13 protein-coding genes are annotated in these 14,887 nt (G+C 67.6%); 9 read left to right on the top strand and 4 right to left on the bottom strand.

Translation table 11 applies throughout. The annotated features are described in order from the left end of the window. Window positions 1–166 precede the first annotated feature (166 nt). The 7 genes from TSO5_RS19470 to TSO5_RS19440 are packed head-to-tail and all read left to right on the top strand — an operon-like array spanning window position 167 to window position 7,062. Window positions 167–1,261 (top strand): ABC transporter ATP-binding protein, encoded by a 1,095-nt coding sequence (locus TSO5_RS19470; protein ID WP_109153097.1) that lies wholly within the window; start codon window positions 167–169, stop codon window positions 1,259–1,261. Further along, on the top strand, window positions 1,258–2,163 hold the full coding sequence (locus TSO5_RS19465) for an ABC transporter permease (protein ID WP_199230943.1): 906 nt from the start codon (window positions 1,258–1,260) through the stop codon (window positions 2,161–2,163). The genes TSO5_RS19470 and TSO5_RS19465 overlap by 4 nt, the downstream gene beginning before the upstream one ends. Before the next feature lie 7 nt (window positions 2,164–2,170). Then, a complete protein-coding gene (locus TSO5_RS19460) occupies window positions 2,171–2,965 on the top strand; it encodes an ABC transporter permease (protein ID WP_109072965.1) in 795 nt (264 codons plus the stop codon). 40 nt (window positions 2,966–3,005) lie between these two features. Beyond that, on the top strand, window positions 3,006–3,296 hold the full coding sequence (locus TSO5_RS19455) for a (2Fe-2S)-binding protein (RefSeq protein ID WP_109153096.1): 291 nt from the start codon (window positions 3,006–3,008) through the stop codon (window positions 3,294–3,296). After that, on the top strand, window positions 3,284–4,837 hold the full coding sequence (locus TSO5_RS19450; protein ID WP_109153095.1) for an NAD(P)/FAD-dependent oxidoreductase: 1,554 nt from the start codon (window positions 3,284–3,286) through the stop codon (window positions 4,835–4,837). Before TSO5_RS19455 ends, TSO5_RS19450 begins: the two co-directional genes overlap by 13 nt. Then, window positions 4,837–5,955, top strand: coding sequence for an FAD-binding oxidoreductase (locus TSO5_RS19445; RefSeq protein ID WP_109153094.1), 1,119 nt, complete (start codon window positions 4,837–4,839; stop codon window positions 5,953–5,955). Before TSO5_RS19450 ends, TSO5_RS19445 begins: the two co-directional genes overlap by 1 nt. A 45-nt stretch (window positions 5,956–6,000) precedes the next feature. After that, window positions 6,001–7,062, top strand: coding sequence for an ABC transporter substrate-binding protein (locus tag TSO5_RS19440; protein ID WP_109153093.1), 1,062 nt, complete (start codon window positions 6,001–6,003; stop codon window positions 7,060–7,062). Window positions 7,063–7,120: 58 nt separating this feature from the next. Here TSO5_RS19440 and TSO5_RS19435 read toward each other — a convergent pair whose 3' ends face one another. Continuing rightward, window positions 7,121–8,512 (bottom strand): 3-deoxy-7-phosphoheptulonate synthase class II, encoded by a 1,392-nt coding sequence (locus TSO5_RS19435; RefSeq protein WP_109153092.1) that lies wholly within the window; start codon window positions 8,510–8,512, stop codon window positions 7,121–7,123. A 291-nt stretch (window positions 8,513–8,803) separates the two neighbouring features. Between TSO5_RS19435 and TSO5_RS19430 the strand changes: the two genes are divergently transcribed. After that, complete coding sequence (locus TSO5_RS19430) at window positions 8,804–10,168, top strand: AmpG family muropeptide MFS transporter (protein ID WP_109153091.1); 1,365 nt, start codon at window positions 8,804–8,806, stop codon at window positions 10,166–10,168. 24 nt (window positions 10,169–10,192) lie between these two features. Here TSO5_RS19430 and TSO5_RS19425 read toward each other — a convergent pair whose 3' ends face one another. From TSO5_RS19425 to TSO5_RS19415, 3 genes are all read right to left on the bottom strand, one after another. After that, window positions 10,193–11,098, bottom strand: a complete 906-nt coding sequence (locus TSO5_RS19425) for a manganese catalase family protein (RefSeq protein ID WP_109153090.1) — start codon at window positions 11,096–11,098, stop codon at window positions 10,193–10,195. Window positions 11,099–11,349: 251 nt separating this feature from the next. Further along, window positions 11,350–12,717 carry a glutathione-disulfide reductase gene (gene gor / locus TSO5_RS19420; RefSeq protein ID WP_109153089.1) on the bottom strand — a complete coding sequence of 456 codons (1,368 nt, stop codon included), beginning with the start codon at window positions 12,715–12,717 and terminating at the stop codon, window positions 11,350–11,352. 91 nt (window positions 12,718–12,808) lie between these two features. Further along, window positions 12,809–13,303, bottom strand: a complete 495-nt coding sequence (locus TSO5_RS19415) for a flagellar basal body-associated FliL family protein (protein WP_109153088.1) — start codon at window positions 13,301–13,303, stop codon at window positions 12,809–12,811. 404 nt (window positions 13,304–13,707) lie between these two features. Between TSO5_RS19415 and TSO5_RS19410 the strand changes: the two genes are divergently transcribed. Then, the gene (locus tag TSO5_RS19410; RefSeq protein ID WP_109153087.1) at window positions 13,708–14,886 is read left to right on the top strand and encodes a nicotinate phosphoribosyltransferase; all 1,179 of its coding nucleotides are present in this window, start codon (window positions 13,708–13,710) and stop codon (window positions 14,884–14,886) included. The last annotated feature ends 1 nt before the right edge of the window (window position 14,887 follow it).

Here is a 14,887-nt window from a genome sequence, read left to right as displayed (position 1 = left end):
TAAATGTTTGTTGGCCCATCTATTCCGTATATCGGAAGCTTTTGCAAAATCTTTTCTGCCTATGGAAAAAGCGGATTGACGCGACAGGGGGTGCGGCGGAACCATCGGGGCAACAGGTGGGGCCCGGAGACCGAGGCCAATTGTCGCAAGAGGGAGAATTCCCCCCGTGTCGTTCCTCGAATTGAAAAACATCACCAAGCGTTACGGCCCGCTGACCGCGGTCGGCGATGTCTCGCTGTCGGTGGAAAAGGGGGAGTTCGTCTCTCTGCTCGGCCCCTCGGGCTGCGGCAAGACCACGACCCTGCAGATGATCGCCGGTTTCGTCGAACCGTCGGCCGGCACCATCCGGCTGGACGGCCGCGACATCACGCGGGCCAAGGCGAACAGCCGCGGGCTGGGCATCGTGTTCCAGAGCTACGCGCTGTTCCCGCACATGACCGTGTTCGACAATGTCAGCTTCGGCCTGGAGATGCAGCGCGTGCCCAAGGGCGAGCGCAAGCCCCGCGTCGAAGAGGCGTTGTCGCTGGTCCACCTGTCCCCCTATGCCAAGCGCTACCCGCGCGAACTGTCGGGCGGCCAGCGCCAGCGCGTGGCCCTGGCGCGCGCCCTGGTCATCCGCCCGCCCGTCCTGCTGCTGGACGAGCCGCTGTCGAACCTGGACGCCAAGCTGCGCGAGGCGATGCAGTTCGAACTGCGCGAGATTCAGCGCAAGGTCGGCACCACCACCGTCATGGTCACCCACGATCAGGCCGAAGCCTTCTCGATCAGCGACCGCGTCGTGGTGATGGAAGCCGGGCGCATCACCCAGATCGACCAGCCCTATCGCATCTACGAGCATCCGGAGACGGAGTTCATCTCCCGCTTCGTCGGCAAGACCAACCTGTTGCCGGGCAAGGTCGTCACCGCAACCGGTGCCGGCGCCACGGTGTCGCTGGCCGGCATCGCCGTTCCGGTGGAAACCGCCGGCCTGTCGGTGGGCGAGACGGTGACGCTGTGCATCCGACCGGAGAAGCTGCACCTGACCGCCCCGGCGAACGGGCTGCTGACTGGCCGCGTCGCCGACCGCTTCTTCCTGGGCAGCCAGTGGCTCTATCACATCGACGGGCCGCTCGGCACGTTGATGGTGGTGACGCCGAATGATGGCTCCACCCCGGCGGAGCAGGGCGCGACGGTTGGGCTGGACTGGTCGCCGTCGGTCGTGCGCGTCCATCGCGGCGCCATGGCGGAGGCGCCCGATGTGGCGCTCGAGGTGACGGGATGAGCACCACCCTTCCCGACACCGCCCCGGCCTCGCCGGACGAGGAGACGCATGAGCGCCGTTTCCCCACCGCGCCGCTGTTCCTGTCGGCGCCGGCTGTCCTGCTGTTCTCGGCGCTGGTGCTGATCCCGCTGTTCCTGACCGCGCTGCTGTCCTTCAACCAGTTCGACTATGCGACCGGGCGCACCGGCGGCTTCACGCTGGAGCATTACCTGTCGGTCCTGACCGACGAGTATTACCTGGAAATCTTCCTGCGCACCTTCCGGATTTCGGCGCTGGCGACCGCCATCTGCGTGGTGATCGGCGTGCCGGAGGCCTACATCCTCAGCCGGATGACCAACCCCTGGCGGTCGATCTTCCTGCTGGTGATCCTGGCGCCGCTGCTGGTCTCCGTCGTGGTGCGCGCCTTCGGCTGGAGCATGCTGCTGGGGCCGGAAGGGCCGGTGAACGCCGCGCTGATGGCGTTCGGCATCGGCCGCATGCGGCTGCTCTACACCGAAGGCACGGTGATCGTGGCGCTGGTCCACGTCATGCTGCCCTTCATGGTCATCCCGGTCTGGACCTCGCTGCAGAAGCTGGATCCGGCGGTGGAGCAGGCGGCGCTGTCCTTCGGCGCCTCGCGCGGCACGGCCATCGTCCGGGTGGTGGCGCCGCAGATCCTGCCCGGCATCCTGTCGGGAAGCCTGATCGTCTTCGGCCTCAGCGCCAGCGCCTTCGCCATTCCCGGCCTGCTGGGCGGGCGGCGGCTGAAGATGGTCGCGACGGTGGTCTACGACCAGTATCTCAGCGACCTGAACTGGCCGATGGGTGCCGCGGTCGCAGCACTTCTGCTGATCGCCAACCTGATCGTCATGCTGACCTACCACCGTCTGGTGGAAGGCCATTACCGCCGCCGGCTGGGGTGAGGATGCCATGACCCGCAACGGACCCGTCGCCCTGATCTTCCACACCCTGGTCGTCATCTTCATGCTGGCGCCGCTGGCGATCGTCTGCCTCGTCGCCTTCACGCCCGAGAATACGCTGTCGCTGCCGACCAACGGCTTCTCGCTGCGCTGGTTCGACGCGGTGTTCCATCACCCGGACTTCGTCCAGTCCTTCTGGAACAGCCTGTGGCTGGCGGTGCTGTCGGCAACGCTGGCGGTGGTGCTGGCGGTTCCGGCCTCCCTCGCCATCACGCGCTGGGAGTTTCCCGGCCGCGGTTTCCTGAATGCGCTGTTCCTGTCGCCGCTGATCATCCCGCATCTGGTGCTGGGCGTCGCCATGCTGCGGCTGTTCGCCATCGTCGGTGCTACGGGCAGCTTCGGCTGGCTGGTGGCGGCGCACATCGTGATCGTCACGCCTTATGTGATGCGCCTGCTGATCGCCGCGATTTCCGGCTTCGACCGGAGCGTGGAGCAGGCCGCCTTTTCGCTGGGCGCCAGCGAGGCCACCGTGTTCCGCCGCGTCACCCTGCCGATGATCCTGCCCGGCGTCACCGGCGGCTGGCTGATCGCCTTTATCAACAGCTTCGACGAGCTGACCATGTCCATCTTCATCACCTCGCCGTCCACAGTGACGCTGCCGGTGCGGATGTACATGTACGCCACCGAATCCATCGACCCGATGATGGCGGCGGTGTCGGCGCTGATCATCGGCATCACCGCGGTCGCCGTGCTTCTGCTCGACCGCGTCTATGGGTTGGACCGCATCCTGGTCGGCCAGCACTGAGCATCCGCTCCGGCCGTCCTCTCTTCGGAGACCAGTCATCATGGCTTTGCTGCAGCGTGTGGCCGAACAGGGCCGGCGCGTGGTCCGATTTACCCTCGACGGGCGCCCGGTTGAGGCGCTGGAGGGCGACACCGTCCTGACCGCCATGCTCACCAATGGCGAGCGGCTGCGCCGGACGGAGTTCGCCGATGCCCCGCGCGCCGGCTTCTGCATGATGGGCGCCTGCCAGGATTGCTGGGTGCGGACCGAAGAGGGCGAACGCCTGCGTGCCTGCGGCACCTTCATTGCCGACGGCATGCGCCTTGTGAGCGGCGGGGAGTGGAATTCGTGAGCGAAGTTCTCCCTCCCGTCATCGCCCCCCCCGTGATCGTTGGCGCCGGTCCGGCTGGCATCCGCGCCGCGGAGCGGCTGGTCGCCGCCGGGCTGCGGCCGGTGGTGGTGGATGAGGCGGCCCGCTGGGGCGGCCAGATTTACCGGCAACCGCCGGATGGCGGCTTCACCCGGCCGAAGACGGCTCTTTATGGCTTCGAGGCGGGCAAGGCCGATTCGGTCCACCGCGCCATGGCCGCCATCCGCGACAGGGTCGACTACCGCCCGCGCACGCTGGTTTGGAACTGCGAGGCGGGTGCGCTCGACCTGCTGTCGGACGGCGCCAGCGAGGCCTTGCCCTTCAGCCATCTGATCCTGGCTACCGGCGCCACCGACCGCGTGCTGCCCTTCCCCGGCTGGACGCTGCCCGGCGTCTTTACGCTCGGCGGGTCGCAGGTGGCGCTGAAGTTCCAGGGCTGCGCCGTCGGCCGGCGGGTGGCTTTCCTCGGCACCGGGCCGCTGCTCTATCTGGTCGCCTACCAGTATCTGAAGGCCGGGGTCGAGGTGGCGGGGGTGTTCGACACCACGCCCTTCGCCGTCCAGGCCCGCGCCACCGCCGGCATGCTGCGCGATGCGGCGACGCTGGCGAAGGGGCTGCTGTATGTCGGCTGGCTGCGCGCCCATGGCGTGCCGATCCACAACGGCGTCCGCCCGGTGCGCGCCGAGGGGACGGAGCGGGTCGAGGCGGTGGTCTGGCGCGATGCGCGGGGTCAGGAGCAGCGCACGGGTTGCGATGCCGTCGCCTTCGGGCTCGGCCTGCGGTCCGAGACGCAACTGGCCGACCTCGCCGGTTGCCGCTTCCGATTCGACGAGGCCGACCGGGCGTGGCTGCCGGAGCGGGACGGGGCCGGGCGCAGCTCGGTTCCCGGCGTCTATCTGGCCGGCGACGGCAGCGGCATTTCCGGGGCCGATGCGGCGGAACTGGCGGGGGAGCGCGCGGCGTTGGCCCTGCTGGAGGATCTCGGACGGCCGGTGGACGGCAAACGGGTGAAGGAGCTGGATGGCCGGCTCGCCCGCATCGCCGCATTCCGCCGCAGCCTGTCGGCGGCCTTCCCCTTCCCGGCGGACTGGGCCGACGCCATCGCCGACGACACGATGATCTGCCGTTGCGAGGGCGTCACCGCCGGCGCCGTGCGCGAGATCGCCCGCAGCGAACAGGCCCGCGAGATGAACCGCGCCAAGGCGCTGACCCGTGCCGGCATGGGCCGCTGCCAGGGCCGCATGTGCAGCGCCACCACGGCGGAACTGCTGTCCCGCACGCTGGGCACCGGTCCCGACGGGGTGGGGCGCCTGCGGGCGCAGCCGCCGATCAAGCCTCTCCCCATTGCGACGATCATCCCCTCTCCCCCCCGGGGAGAGGGTCAGGGTGAGGGGGACACATTGCGAGGATCCGGTCGGCCAACCGCACCGTCCCAACCCGCCACAAGCGCTCCGCCGCGCATCCCCCTCACCCAACCCTCTCCCCGGGGGGGAGAGGGCACGGATGGACGGGAGGTCGCGTGATGCGGGAACGGATCGACTGCGACGTCGCCATCGTCGGCGGCGGGATCGTTGGCGGGTCGGCGGCGCTGTTCCTGCGGCAGGCCGGCCTGTCGGTGACGCTGCTGGAGCGCGACTGGTGCGGCGCCAAGGCGAGCGGCGTCAATTTCGGCGGCGTGCGCCGGCAGGGCCGTCCACTGGAGCAACTGCCGCTGTCCCAGCGCGCCCACGCTATCTGGGGCCGCCTGCCGGAGCTGCTGGGCACCGATGCCGAATATATCCGCTCCGGCCATCTGAAGCTGGCGCGTAGTGAGCCCGACCTTGAGTCGCTGATCGCCTATCGCGAGCGCAGCCAGGGCTTCGGCCTCGGGCTGGAGATCATCACGGGCGAGGAGTTCCGCCGCCGTTGGCCGGCGCTGGGCGACCGCGCCATTGGCGGGTCGCTCTGCCCGGAGGATGGCCACGCCAACCCGCGCCTTGTCTCCCCCGCCTTTGCCCGCGCTGCGGCCAAGCTGGGTGCGGTGGTGCGCGAACAGACTCCGGTCGACCGGGTGGAGAAGGACGGTGACCGTTTCGTCCTGCTGAGCGGCGATGCCCTGGAAGTTCGCGCCCGTTTCCTGCTGAACACCGCCGGCGCCTGGTCCTGGCGGGTGGCGGAAGCCTTCGGCGAGCCGGTGCCGCTGGAATCGCTCCACCCCAACATGGCGGTGACGGAGCCGCTGCCCCGCTTCCTCGACGTCAACATCGGGGTGGAGGGTGGCGGCGTCTATGGCCGGCAGGTGCCGCGCGGCAACATGGTGGTCGGCGGCGGGCGCGGCTTCGCGCTGGACGCCGACCGCGCCCGGCCGCAGCGCGATGCCGTGCTGACCCTGATGCGCGACGCGGCGGAGCTGTTTCCCCAGCTGCGCCACGCCCACGTCATCCGCTGCTGGACCGGGGTGGAGGGCTACACGCCCGACCGCAACCCGGTCATCGGCCCCAGCCGCACCACCCCCGGACTGTTCCACGCCTTCGGCTTCTCCGGCGCCGGCTTCCAGATCGGCCCCGGCGTCGGCCAGACGCTGGCCGAACTGGTCACCGGCGGCGAGACGCCGATGCCGCTGGAGCCCTTCCGCATCGACCGCTTTTCACCGACCGCTTAAAGACTTCACCCGAGACTTCACCCTTTGGCCCATTGGAGGACATGCATGCCCAGCTTGCGTACCCTGTCGCTCACCGGTCTCGCCACGGTTGCCATCACGGCGGCCGCCGCGCTCTCCACCCCCGCCGCCGCCCAGACCAAGACGGTCTACATCGGCATGAACGGCGGCACGATGGAGAAGACCTACACCGAGCATGTCTTCCCCGCCTTCGAGAAGGCGACCGGCATCAAGGTGGTGGTGGTTCCCGGCACCTCGTCCGACATCCTGGCCAAACTGCAGGCGCAGAAGGACAATCCGCAGATGCACGTCGTCTTCCTGGACGACGGGCTGATGTACCGCGCGATTGGCATGGGCCTGTGCCAGAAGATGGACAGCTCGCCGGTGCTGAACGACGTCTATCCGTCGTCGCGCATGAAGGGCGACATGGCCGTCGGCGTGAACATGGGCATGACCGGCCTCGCCTATAACAAGGCGATGTTCGACGAGAAGGGCTGGGCGCCGCCGACCAGCTGGATGGACCTGGCCGATGCCAAGTACAAGGGCAAGGTCGTCGTCCAGTCCGCCGCCAGCAGCTCCTTCGGCTTGCACGCCTTCCTAATGTACAACCGCATCAAGGGCGGCACCGAGGCCAACGTCGATCCGGGCTTCACCACCTGGCGCAAGACCATCGGCCCGAACGTGCTGGAATACATCCCCAGCTCCGCCAAGATCGCCGAGATGGTGCAGACCAACGAGGCGGCCATCTTCCCGCTGACCCCGACCGGCGTCGGCAGCCTGAAGGCCAAGGGCATTCCGGTGGAATATGCCCAGCCGAAGGAAGGCTCGGTCGTGCTGATGGTCGGCGAATGCGTCGTCGCCAAGAACCCGGACAACGAGGCCGCGCAGAAGCTGGCCGCCTATCTGCTGGGGCCGGAGGCGCAGCTCGCCGCCCTGCAGTATGGCGCGCAGATCCCGTCCAACACCAAGGTCACGGCGCCGGCCGACGTCGCCGACGAGATGAACAAGTTCCAGGGCTACATGAAGAACGCCGTCACGGTGGACTGGGACGTCATCAACGAGAAGCGCCCGGACTGGAACCAGCGCTGGAACAAGGAAATCGAACGGTAATCAGGGCATGAAAAAGGGGGGCGCCGAAAGCGCCCCCCGATTTGTTTTCCGCAGCTGTTTATTCGGCAGCCATCGCGGCGCGGCGCTGGGCCTCGCGGGTTTGGCGACCTTCCTTCAGCTTTTCCGACAGCAAGAAGGCCAGCTCCAGCGACTGGCTGGCGTTCAGGCGCGGATCGCAGGCGGTGTGGTAGCGCAGCGCCAGATTGTGGTCGGTGATCGCCTGGGCGCCGCCCGTGCACTCCGTCACGTCCTGGCCGGTCAGCTCGAAATGCACGCCGCCGGCATGGGTGCCTTCGGCCTGATGTACCTCGAAGAAACCGCGCGCCTCGGCCAGCACCCGCTCGACCGGACGGGTCTTGTAGCCGGTGGTCGACTTGACCGTGTTGCCGTGCATCGGGTCGCAGGACCACACCACCGTGCGGCCTTCGCGCTGAACCTTGCGCAGCAGCGGCGGGAACTTCTCCGCCACCTTGTCGGAGCCCATGCGCACGATCAGCGTCAGGCGCCCGGCCTCGTTGGTCGGGTTCAGGATGTCGATCAGGCGGATCAGCTCGTCCGGGTCGGTGGTCGGGCCGCATTTCAGGCCGATCGGGTTCTTCACCCCGCGCAGGAACTCGACATGGGCGCCGTCAGGCTGGCGGGTGCGGTCGCCGATCCACAGCATGTGGGCCGACACGTCGTACCAGTCGCCGGTGGTGCTGTCGACGCGGGTCAGCGCCTGCTCGAACGGCAGCAGCAGCGCCTCGTGGCTGGTGAAGAAGTCGGTCTCGCGCAGCTGCGGCGTGGTCTCCGCGGTGATGCCGCAGGCGGCCATGAAGGCCAGCGTCTCGTCCAGGCGGTTGGCCAGCTCCTGGAAATGCTCGCCGGCCGGGGACTTCTCGACGAAGCTCAGCGTCCACTGATGGACCTTGTGCAGGTCGGCGTAACCGCCCTGGGCGAAGGCGCGCAGCAGGTTCAGCGTCGCGGCGGCCTGGGTGTAGGCCTGCATCATGCGTTCCGGATCGGGAACGCGGGCGTCGCTGGTGAAGTCGAAGCCGTTGATGATGTCGCCGCGGTAGGACGGCAGTTCGACCCCGTTGATCTCTTCCATGTCGGCCGAGCGCGGCTTGGCGAACTGGCCGGCCATGCGGCCGACCTTGATGACCGGGATCGAGGCGCCGAAGGTCAGCACCACGGCCATCTGCAGCAGGACGCGGAAGGTGTCGCGGATGTTGTTGGGGTGGAACTCGGCGAAGCTCTCGGCGCAGTCGCCGCCCTGCAGCAGGAAGGCCTGGCCGGCGGCGGCATCGGCCAGCTTGGACTTCAGCCGGCGGGCCTCGCCGGCGAAGACGAGCGGCGGATAGGAGGACAGACGCTGTTCGACCGCCTCGACCTTCGACTGGTCGGGATAAGTCGGCAACTGCTTCGCCGGTTTCGTCCTCCAACTGGCGGGTGTCCAACGCTCGACCATGACGCGCCTGCTCTTCCTTGACGATTGCGGAACGGGGGCCGGGCGGGCGGCGAACGACCGGCGGCGAAACCCGTGGGGGGTACTCTATAGCGCGACTCGCGGTAACTTTTCCACAGTTTCGGCCCGCCTGCCGGCAATGCTGTGCCATCGGGACAGGTCGCCTGCCACCGTGGGTGATTTCAGATGAAAGGAACTTCGCTTCGCCCCTGAAATATATGGGCCGCTGGCGGCGCGTGGCCGCGGCCAGTATACATCGGGGGCAACCGACCACGCCCGAGAGGAGCCTCCCCGGTGAAAGCGACATCCTGGCGGGCAAAGCGCCTGTCCTCCTGGGGGCAGGCCCTGGCCGTCTACCGCGACCCGCGCGTGTTGGCGATCCTGTTCCTGGGCTTCTCCGAAGGGCTGCCGCTGGCGCTGACCGGCGCCACGCTGAATGTCTGGCTGACAGAACAGGGCGTCAGCCGCACCAACATCGGGCTGTTCGCGCTGGTCACCATGCCCTATGCGCTGAAGTTCCTGTGGGCGCCGCTGATCGACCGGCTGCGGCTGCCGGTGATGACGCGGCTGTTCGGGCGGCGGCGCGGCTGGGCGCTGACCGCGCAGGCGGCGCTGATCGCGGCGCTGCTGGGGCTGGGCACCACCGATCCGGGGCAGGACCTGTGGTGGACGGCGATGTGCGCCGTGCTGGTCGCCTTCTGCTCCGCCAGCCAGGACATCGTCGTCGATGCCTATCGCGTCGAGGTGCTGGAGGAGCATCAGCAGGCCGCCGGTGCCGCGGTGCTGGTGCTGGGCTATCGCTTCGGCATGATGGCGGCGGGGGCGGGTGCGCTCTACATCGCGCAATACCATGGCTGGCGCACGGCCTACGAGGTGATGGCGGCGCTGGTTCTGGTCGGCATGGCCACCATCCTGCTGTGCCGCGAGCCGAAGGAGCCGCCGCCCAGCGCCCGTGAAAAGCTGATCGCCGAATGGCTGGGTCACCGGCCGCATCTGTCGGGCCGCAGCGCCGTCGTGCTCGCCTGGATTTACGGAGCGGTGGTGGCGCCCTTCGCCCAATTCATGGAGCGGCGCGGCTGGGTGGTGATCCTGGCCTTCATCGCCAGCTACAAGCTGGGGGAGGTGCTGGCCGGCCAGATGTCCTCGACCTTCTACATCAGCCTGGGCTTCACCAAGGTGGAGATCGCCAACGTCAGCAAGCTGTTCGGACTGTGGGCGACGATCGCCGGCGGCTTGCTCGGCGGCCTGCTGGTGGGCAAGGTCGGCGTGCTGCGCGGCCTGATGATCGGCGGCATCCTGCAGATGGTGTCGAACCTGGGCTATGTCGTGCTGGCCTGGAACGGCAACGACGTGTCGACCCTGGCGATGACGGTGGCGGTGGAGAATGTCTGCGCCGGCATCGCGACCTCCGCCTTCGTCGCCTATCTGTCCAGCCTGTGCAATGTCGCCTACACCGCGACGCAGTATGCGCTGCTGTCCAGCCTCTACAAGCTGGGCGGCGACCTGTTCGGCGCCTCCTCCGGCTGGCTGGCGGAGCGGATGGATTGGGTCAGCTTCTTCCTGCTGTCGATGGCGGGCGCCATTCCGGCCCTGTGCCTGCTGGTCTGGCTGATGGGCCTGCACCGCCGCGAGGAAGAGGCCGCCGTCCCCGCGCAATGACGGGGACGGCAATGCCGGTGGAGCTTAACGCCCGCCGGCGGTCGTCTTGGTCTTGCCGGCGCCCGGGCCCGCGCCCAGGTCGGCGCCGGTGGTCGGATCGGAATCCGGCTTCGACATGGTGCGGGCGGCCACGGCATTGACCGCCGCCAGTTCCGACGCGGCGAGCTTGACCGTCGGGTTGCCGTCGCCGCCATTGACCGGGGCGTCGCCCATCTTGACGTCGACGAACTCCCACTGGGCGCCCTGGTTCCAGGGGCCGCGCATGTCGCCTTCGCCCTGGCTCATGTTGTAATACTTGTCGGTGTATTCCGGCTTGCCCGGCAGCTTGCCCGGCGGGAAGTTGTTGTCGATGGCGTAAAGCGCCTTTTCGAAGCTCTTCTGGTGGGCGATTTCGCGGGTCATCAGGAAGCCCAGCGCATCTTTCACGCCCGGATCGTCGGTGACGTTGATCAGGCGCTCGTAAATGATCTTGGCGCGCGCTTCCGCCGCGACGTTGGAGCGCAGATCGGCCGTCGGCTCGCCGATGCTGTCGATGTAGCCGCCGGTCCACAACTGCCCGGCCGAATTCACCAGGGCCGGCCCGCCGCCATACAGCAGCGACAGGGTGTGGCTGCCGTTGCCCTGGGTGATGTTGGCGTACAGGTCGGTGGTCGCCTCCGCCCCTTCGGCCAGCTTGCCCTTGGCGCCCTTGGTCAGCATGGCGACGATGGAACCGATGACCTCCAGGTGGCTCAACTCCTCGGTCGCGATGTCGATCAGCATGTCCTTGCGGCCCGGATCCTCGTCGGCCAGACCCTGGGTGAAGTAGCGCATGGCCGCGGCAAGCTCGCCCTGCGGCCCGCCGAACTGCTCAAGCATGAGGCTGGCGAGCACCGGGTTCGGCTCCGACACGCGGACCGTGTACATGAGCTTTTTGTTATGCATGAACATGCGAGGGACTCCTCCTGCGTCTGATGGCCCGTTTGGCGGGGGGCCGAGGATCGGAGCGACCGGCACCGGGCCGCTCCATGCCCTCAACCCAGGAGGCTTTAGAAGCGTTCCAAGAAAAATCCCTGTCTTGGCGTGCTATATCGCTTGAGGCATGCCGAGGACGGCTTCTTATGAAAATGGCGGCACGAAGGGATGGTCCCCCCGTGCCGCCAACCTTGCGGCCATTGCTGCCGACCCGATCCCTGAGAGGGTCAGATCTTCTTTTCCGGCTCCGCCTTCTCGCGCATCAGCACGAATTCTTCCGATGTGGAGGGGTGCAGCGCGATGGTGCGGTCGAAGTCGCGCTTGGTGGCGCCGCAGTTCATGGCGATGGCCATCGGCTGCATCATCTCCGGCGCATCCATGCCCATCATGTGGCAGCCCAGCACGCGCTGGCTTTCGCCGTCCACCACCAGCTTCATCAGCACCCGCTCGTCACGGCCGGACAAGGTGTGCTTCATCGGGCGGAAGCCGGCCTTGTAGATGTCGACCTGCGGGTATTTGGCGCGGGCCTGCATTTCGGTCAGGCCGACGGTGCCCAGCGGCGGCAGCGAGAACACCGCGGTCGGCACGTTGTCGTAGCCGATGTGCATCGGGTTGTCGTTGTACAGCGTTTCGGCCAACGCCCGGCCCTCGGCGATGGCGATCGGGGTCAGCGCCATGCGGTCGGTGACGTCGCCGATGGCATAGATGCTGTCGACCGAGGTCCGCGACCACTCGTCGACCGGGATCGCGCCGGCCTCGTTCAGGGTGATGCCGACCTCTTCCAGGCCGAGATTCTTGGTGTTCGGACGGCGGCCGGTGGCGGCCATCACCAGGCCGGCGGAATGCTCGCGGCCCATATGGTCGGTCAGGGTGTAGCCGCCGGGACCCTTTTCCAGCTTCGCCGGCTTGCAGCGCGAAATAATGTTGATGCCGCGCTTGCGCATCTCCTGCGCCAGGGCGATGCGGATGTCGTCGTCAAAGCCGTTCAGCAGGTCGTCGCCGCGGATCATCAGCGTTACTTCGGCGCCCAGCCCGCGGAAAATGCTGGCGAACTCCACGGCGATGTAGCCGCCGCCGATGATCAGGACGGAGTGGGGCAGTGTTTCCAGATGCAGCGCCTCGTTGGAGGTCGCAGCATGCTCCATCCCTTCCACCTGCGGCAGGGTCGGCCAGCCGCCGGTGGCGATCAGGATGTTGCGGGCGGTGTAGCGCTTGCCGTCGACCTCGACCGTGTGGGGGTCGATGATCCGGCCGAACCCTTCATACAGGGTGACGCCGGAGTTCTTCAGCATATTGATGTAGATGCCGTTCAGCCGGTCGATCTCGCGGTCCTTGCGCGCGATCAGCGTTTCCCAGTCGAAGGTCGGCGTGTGCGAGTTCCAGCCATAGCCGCAGGAATCCTCGAAGCCGTCGCGGAACTGGGCGGCGTAGACCAGCAGCTTTTTCGGCACGCAGCCGCGGATCACGCAGGTGCCGCCGACGCGGCTGCCCTCGCAGATCGCCACCTTGGCGCCGTAGGACGCCGCGCGCCGGCTGGCGGCGACGCCCCCGGACCCCGCCCCGATGGTGAAGAGGTCGAAATCGAACTCGGCCACGGCCGTCTCCTTCCGCAACTGGACCTTTAACCCACGAACGAATGTCGTCGGGCAGGATATGGGGTCGGGGCGGGCGTTGGGAAGCGCGCCCTCAGCGCAGCAGCATGTCCTGGATCAGCACTTGCCGAAGCTTCAGCGGACGCATGGTCTTGTTGGCGACGTAGCGCAACGCGTCCTTGACATAGACCTGCCCCTCCGCCCCACGCAGTTCGGCGGGGTCGACCTCCAGCAGGCGCCGTTCGATGGCGTCCGCGATGCGCGGCAGATGCGGCGTGACCGTCTCCATCGGGGTCGACGGGTCGAATTCCAAAACGGCGCGCAGCCGCAGCTCCTGCAACCGGCGGCCGTCGTTGAGCGTGACCGTCAGGGTGGGCAGGGCGGCATAGACGGCCGGTGTCGCCTCGACGCGGGCAGGGGAATAGGCGCCCTGGGCGGGGGCCGGGCGCAGAAGCAGCGCACTGCCGATCCCGGCGCCGGCGAAAGCCAGCATCAGCCCCAGCAATGTCAGGACGATCCGGTTTCCGGTTCCATCGAAGGAGGGCAGGCTGCCTTGGCCGGCTTCGGCAGAGACTGATGCCTTGGTCATTCCGCACTGCCGAGTTGTTGCCGCCGAACCGGTTCCAAAACTCTAAAAGCGCGGAAGTGGTAGGTCAAATAAAGGTATTTTATCTGGTTTTTCTTTGATTGCCGGTAGATCGACGGTGATTGACTGTGGGATTGCAGGGCAGCTTTCGAAAGCATTTGAGATTTTTCCCGGAGACGGCCGCTGAATCCCCGCCGAAAAACGCAACGCAGCCATCCGCCGCGGGTTGATAGGGTGGGAAGCCTCTTCCCCCGACCGACCGGGGCGTATAATGCTGGGATTCCAACACAACCGGCCGGCTGCCCTGTCCGGTGGCCGGACCATCCATAACGAAGCACTGCAAAGCCATGCGCAGACACAGGCGCGGACGCGGGCATAGACAGGGGCGGAAGGCGAGGGTGACGGGTATGAGCGACACCGATAACCGATCAGTTGGCAGCCGGTCAGTCGATGGACGGCCGACGGCCCTCCATCCGTCCTCCGCGGCGGTGCCCGACTGGACGGACACCTATTTCCGCCGCACCAAGGAGGCGGTCGGCAAGTTCGGCGACAAGACCGTCACCTATGCGATCTTCATGCGGCGTCCGGTGGTCTGCGCCCCGCGCCTTGCGGTGGACTGGCTGGAGTCGGTGGCGCGGGAACGCAACACCAGCTTCCAGATCGAACTGAACTACCCCGAGGGCAAGTGGGTCGGCGCCGGCGAGCCGATCATGTACATCACCGGCTCCTTCTACCATCTGGTCGATTGCGAGACGATCCTGCTGCAGAAGCTGGGTCCGGCCAGCGTCGCCGCCTACAACGCCTTCACCATGTGCGCCGACCTGCCCAAGGTCGCCTTCCTCGCCATGGACGCCCGCCACTGCGCCGGGACCGAGATGGCGGAAATGATGGCCTATGCGGCCTCCGTCGGGTCCGACCGGGCGAAGCGCAAGGTCGGCGCCAAGGGCTTCGTCGGCAACGCCACCGACGCCACCGCCTCCTATTTCGGGCAGGAACGGGGCATGGGCACCATGCCGCACGCCCTGATCGGCTATGCCGGCTCGACCGTGCGCGCGGCGGAGATGTTCCACGAGACCTTCCCCGACCTGGCCCTGACCGTGCTGGTCGATTATTTCGGCCGGGAGATCACCGACGGGCTTGAGGTTTGCCGCCGCTTCCCGCAGTTGGCCGCGCAAGGCAAGCTGTCGCTGCGGCTCGACACCCCCGGTGGCCGTTTCGTCGAGGGGCTGGACCCGCCCGGCTCCTACGCGGTGCTGGAGCGCCATGCGCCGCATGCCATCCGCGGCTATCGCGACGAGACGCAGCTGCGCTACCTGATCGGCACCGGCGTGTCGGCCGCGGCGATCCACTATGTGCGCGAAAGGCTGGACGAGGCCGGCTTCCCGGCGGTGAAGATCGTCGCCAGCAGCGGCTTCGGCCCGGCCAAGTGCCGGCTGATGGCGGAGGCCAACGCCCCGGTGGACGTGATCGGCACCGGCAGCTACCTGCCCGAACGCTGGACCGAGACCTACGCGACCGCCGACATCATCGAGTATGACGGCGAACGCCGCGTGAAGGTCGGCCGCGAGTTCCTGTTCCGGCGGTAGG

It is taken from the genome of Azospirillum sp. TSO5, from assembly GCF_003116065.1.
In the GTDB taxonomy this organism is placed as follows: Bacteria; Pseudomonadota; Alphaproteobacteria; order Azospirillales; family Azospirillaceae; genus Azospirillum.
The sequence above is the reverse complement of the archived record's forward strand: the minus strand, read 5'-3'. Positions and strand labels throughout refer to the sequence as shown.

Coding starts and splice junctions, on each gene's coding strand:
- TSO5_RS19465 (WP_199230943.1), top strand. CDS start 1,258: ATGAGCACCACCCTTCCCGACACCGCCCCGGCCTCGCCGGACGAGGAG.
- TSO5_RS19460 (WP_109072965.1), top strand. CDS start 2,171: ATGACCCGCAACGGACCCGTCGCCCTGATCTTCCACACCCTGGTCGTC.
- TSO5_RS19455 (WP_109153096.1), top strand. CDS start 3,006: ATGGCTTTGCTGCAGCGTGTGGCCGAACAGGGCCGGCGCGTGGTCCGA.
- TSO5_RS19445 (WP_109153094.1), top strand. CDS start 4,837: ATGCGGGAACGGATCGACTGCGACGTCGCCATCGTCGGCGGCGGGATC.
- TSO5_RS19440 (WP_109153093.1), top strand. CDS start 6,001: ATGCCCAGCTTGCGTACCCTGTCGCTCACCGGTCTCGCCACGGTTGCC.
- TSO5_RS19435 (WP_109153092.1), bottom strand. CDS start 8,512: ATGGTCGAGCGTTGGACACCCGCCAGTTGGAGGACGAAACCGGCGAAG.
- TSO5_RS19425 (WP_109153090.1), bottom strand. CDS start 11,098: ATGTTCATGCATAACAAAAAGCTCATGTACACGGTCCGCGTGTCGGAG.
- TSO5_RS19415 (WP_109153088.1), bottom strand. CDS start 13,303: ATGACCAAGGCATCAGTCTCTGCCGAAGCCGGCCAAGGCAGCCTGCCC.
- TSO5_RS19410 (WP_109153087.1), top strand. CDS start 13,708: ATGAGCGACACCGATAACCGATCAGTTGGCAGCCGGTCAGTCGATGGA.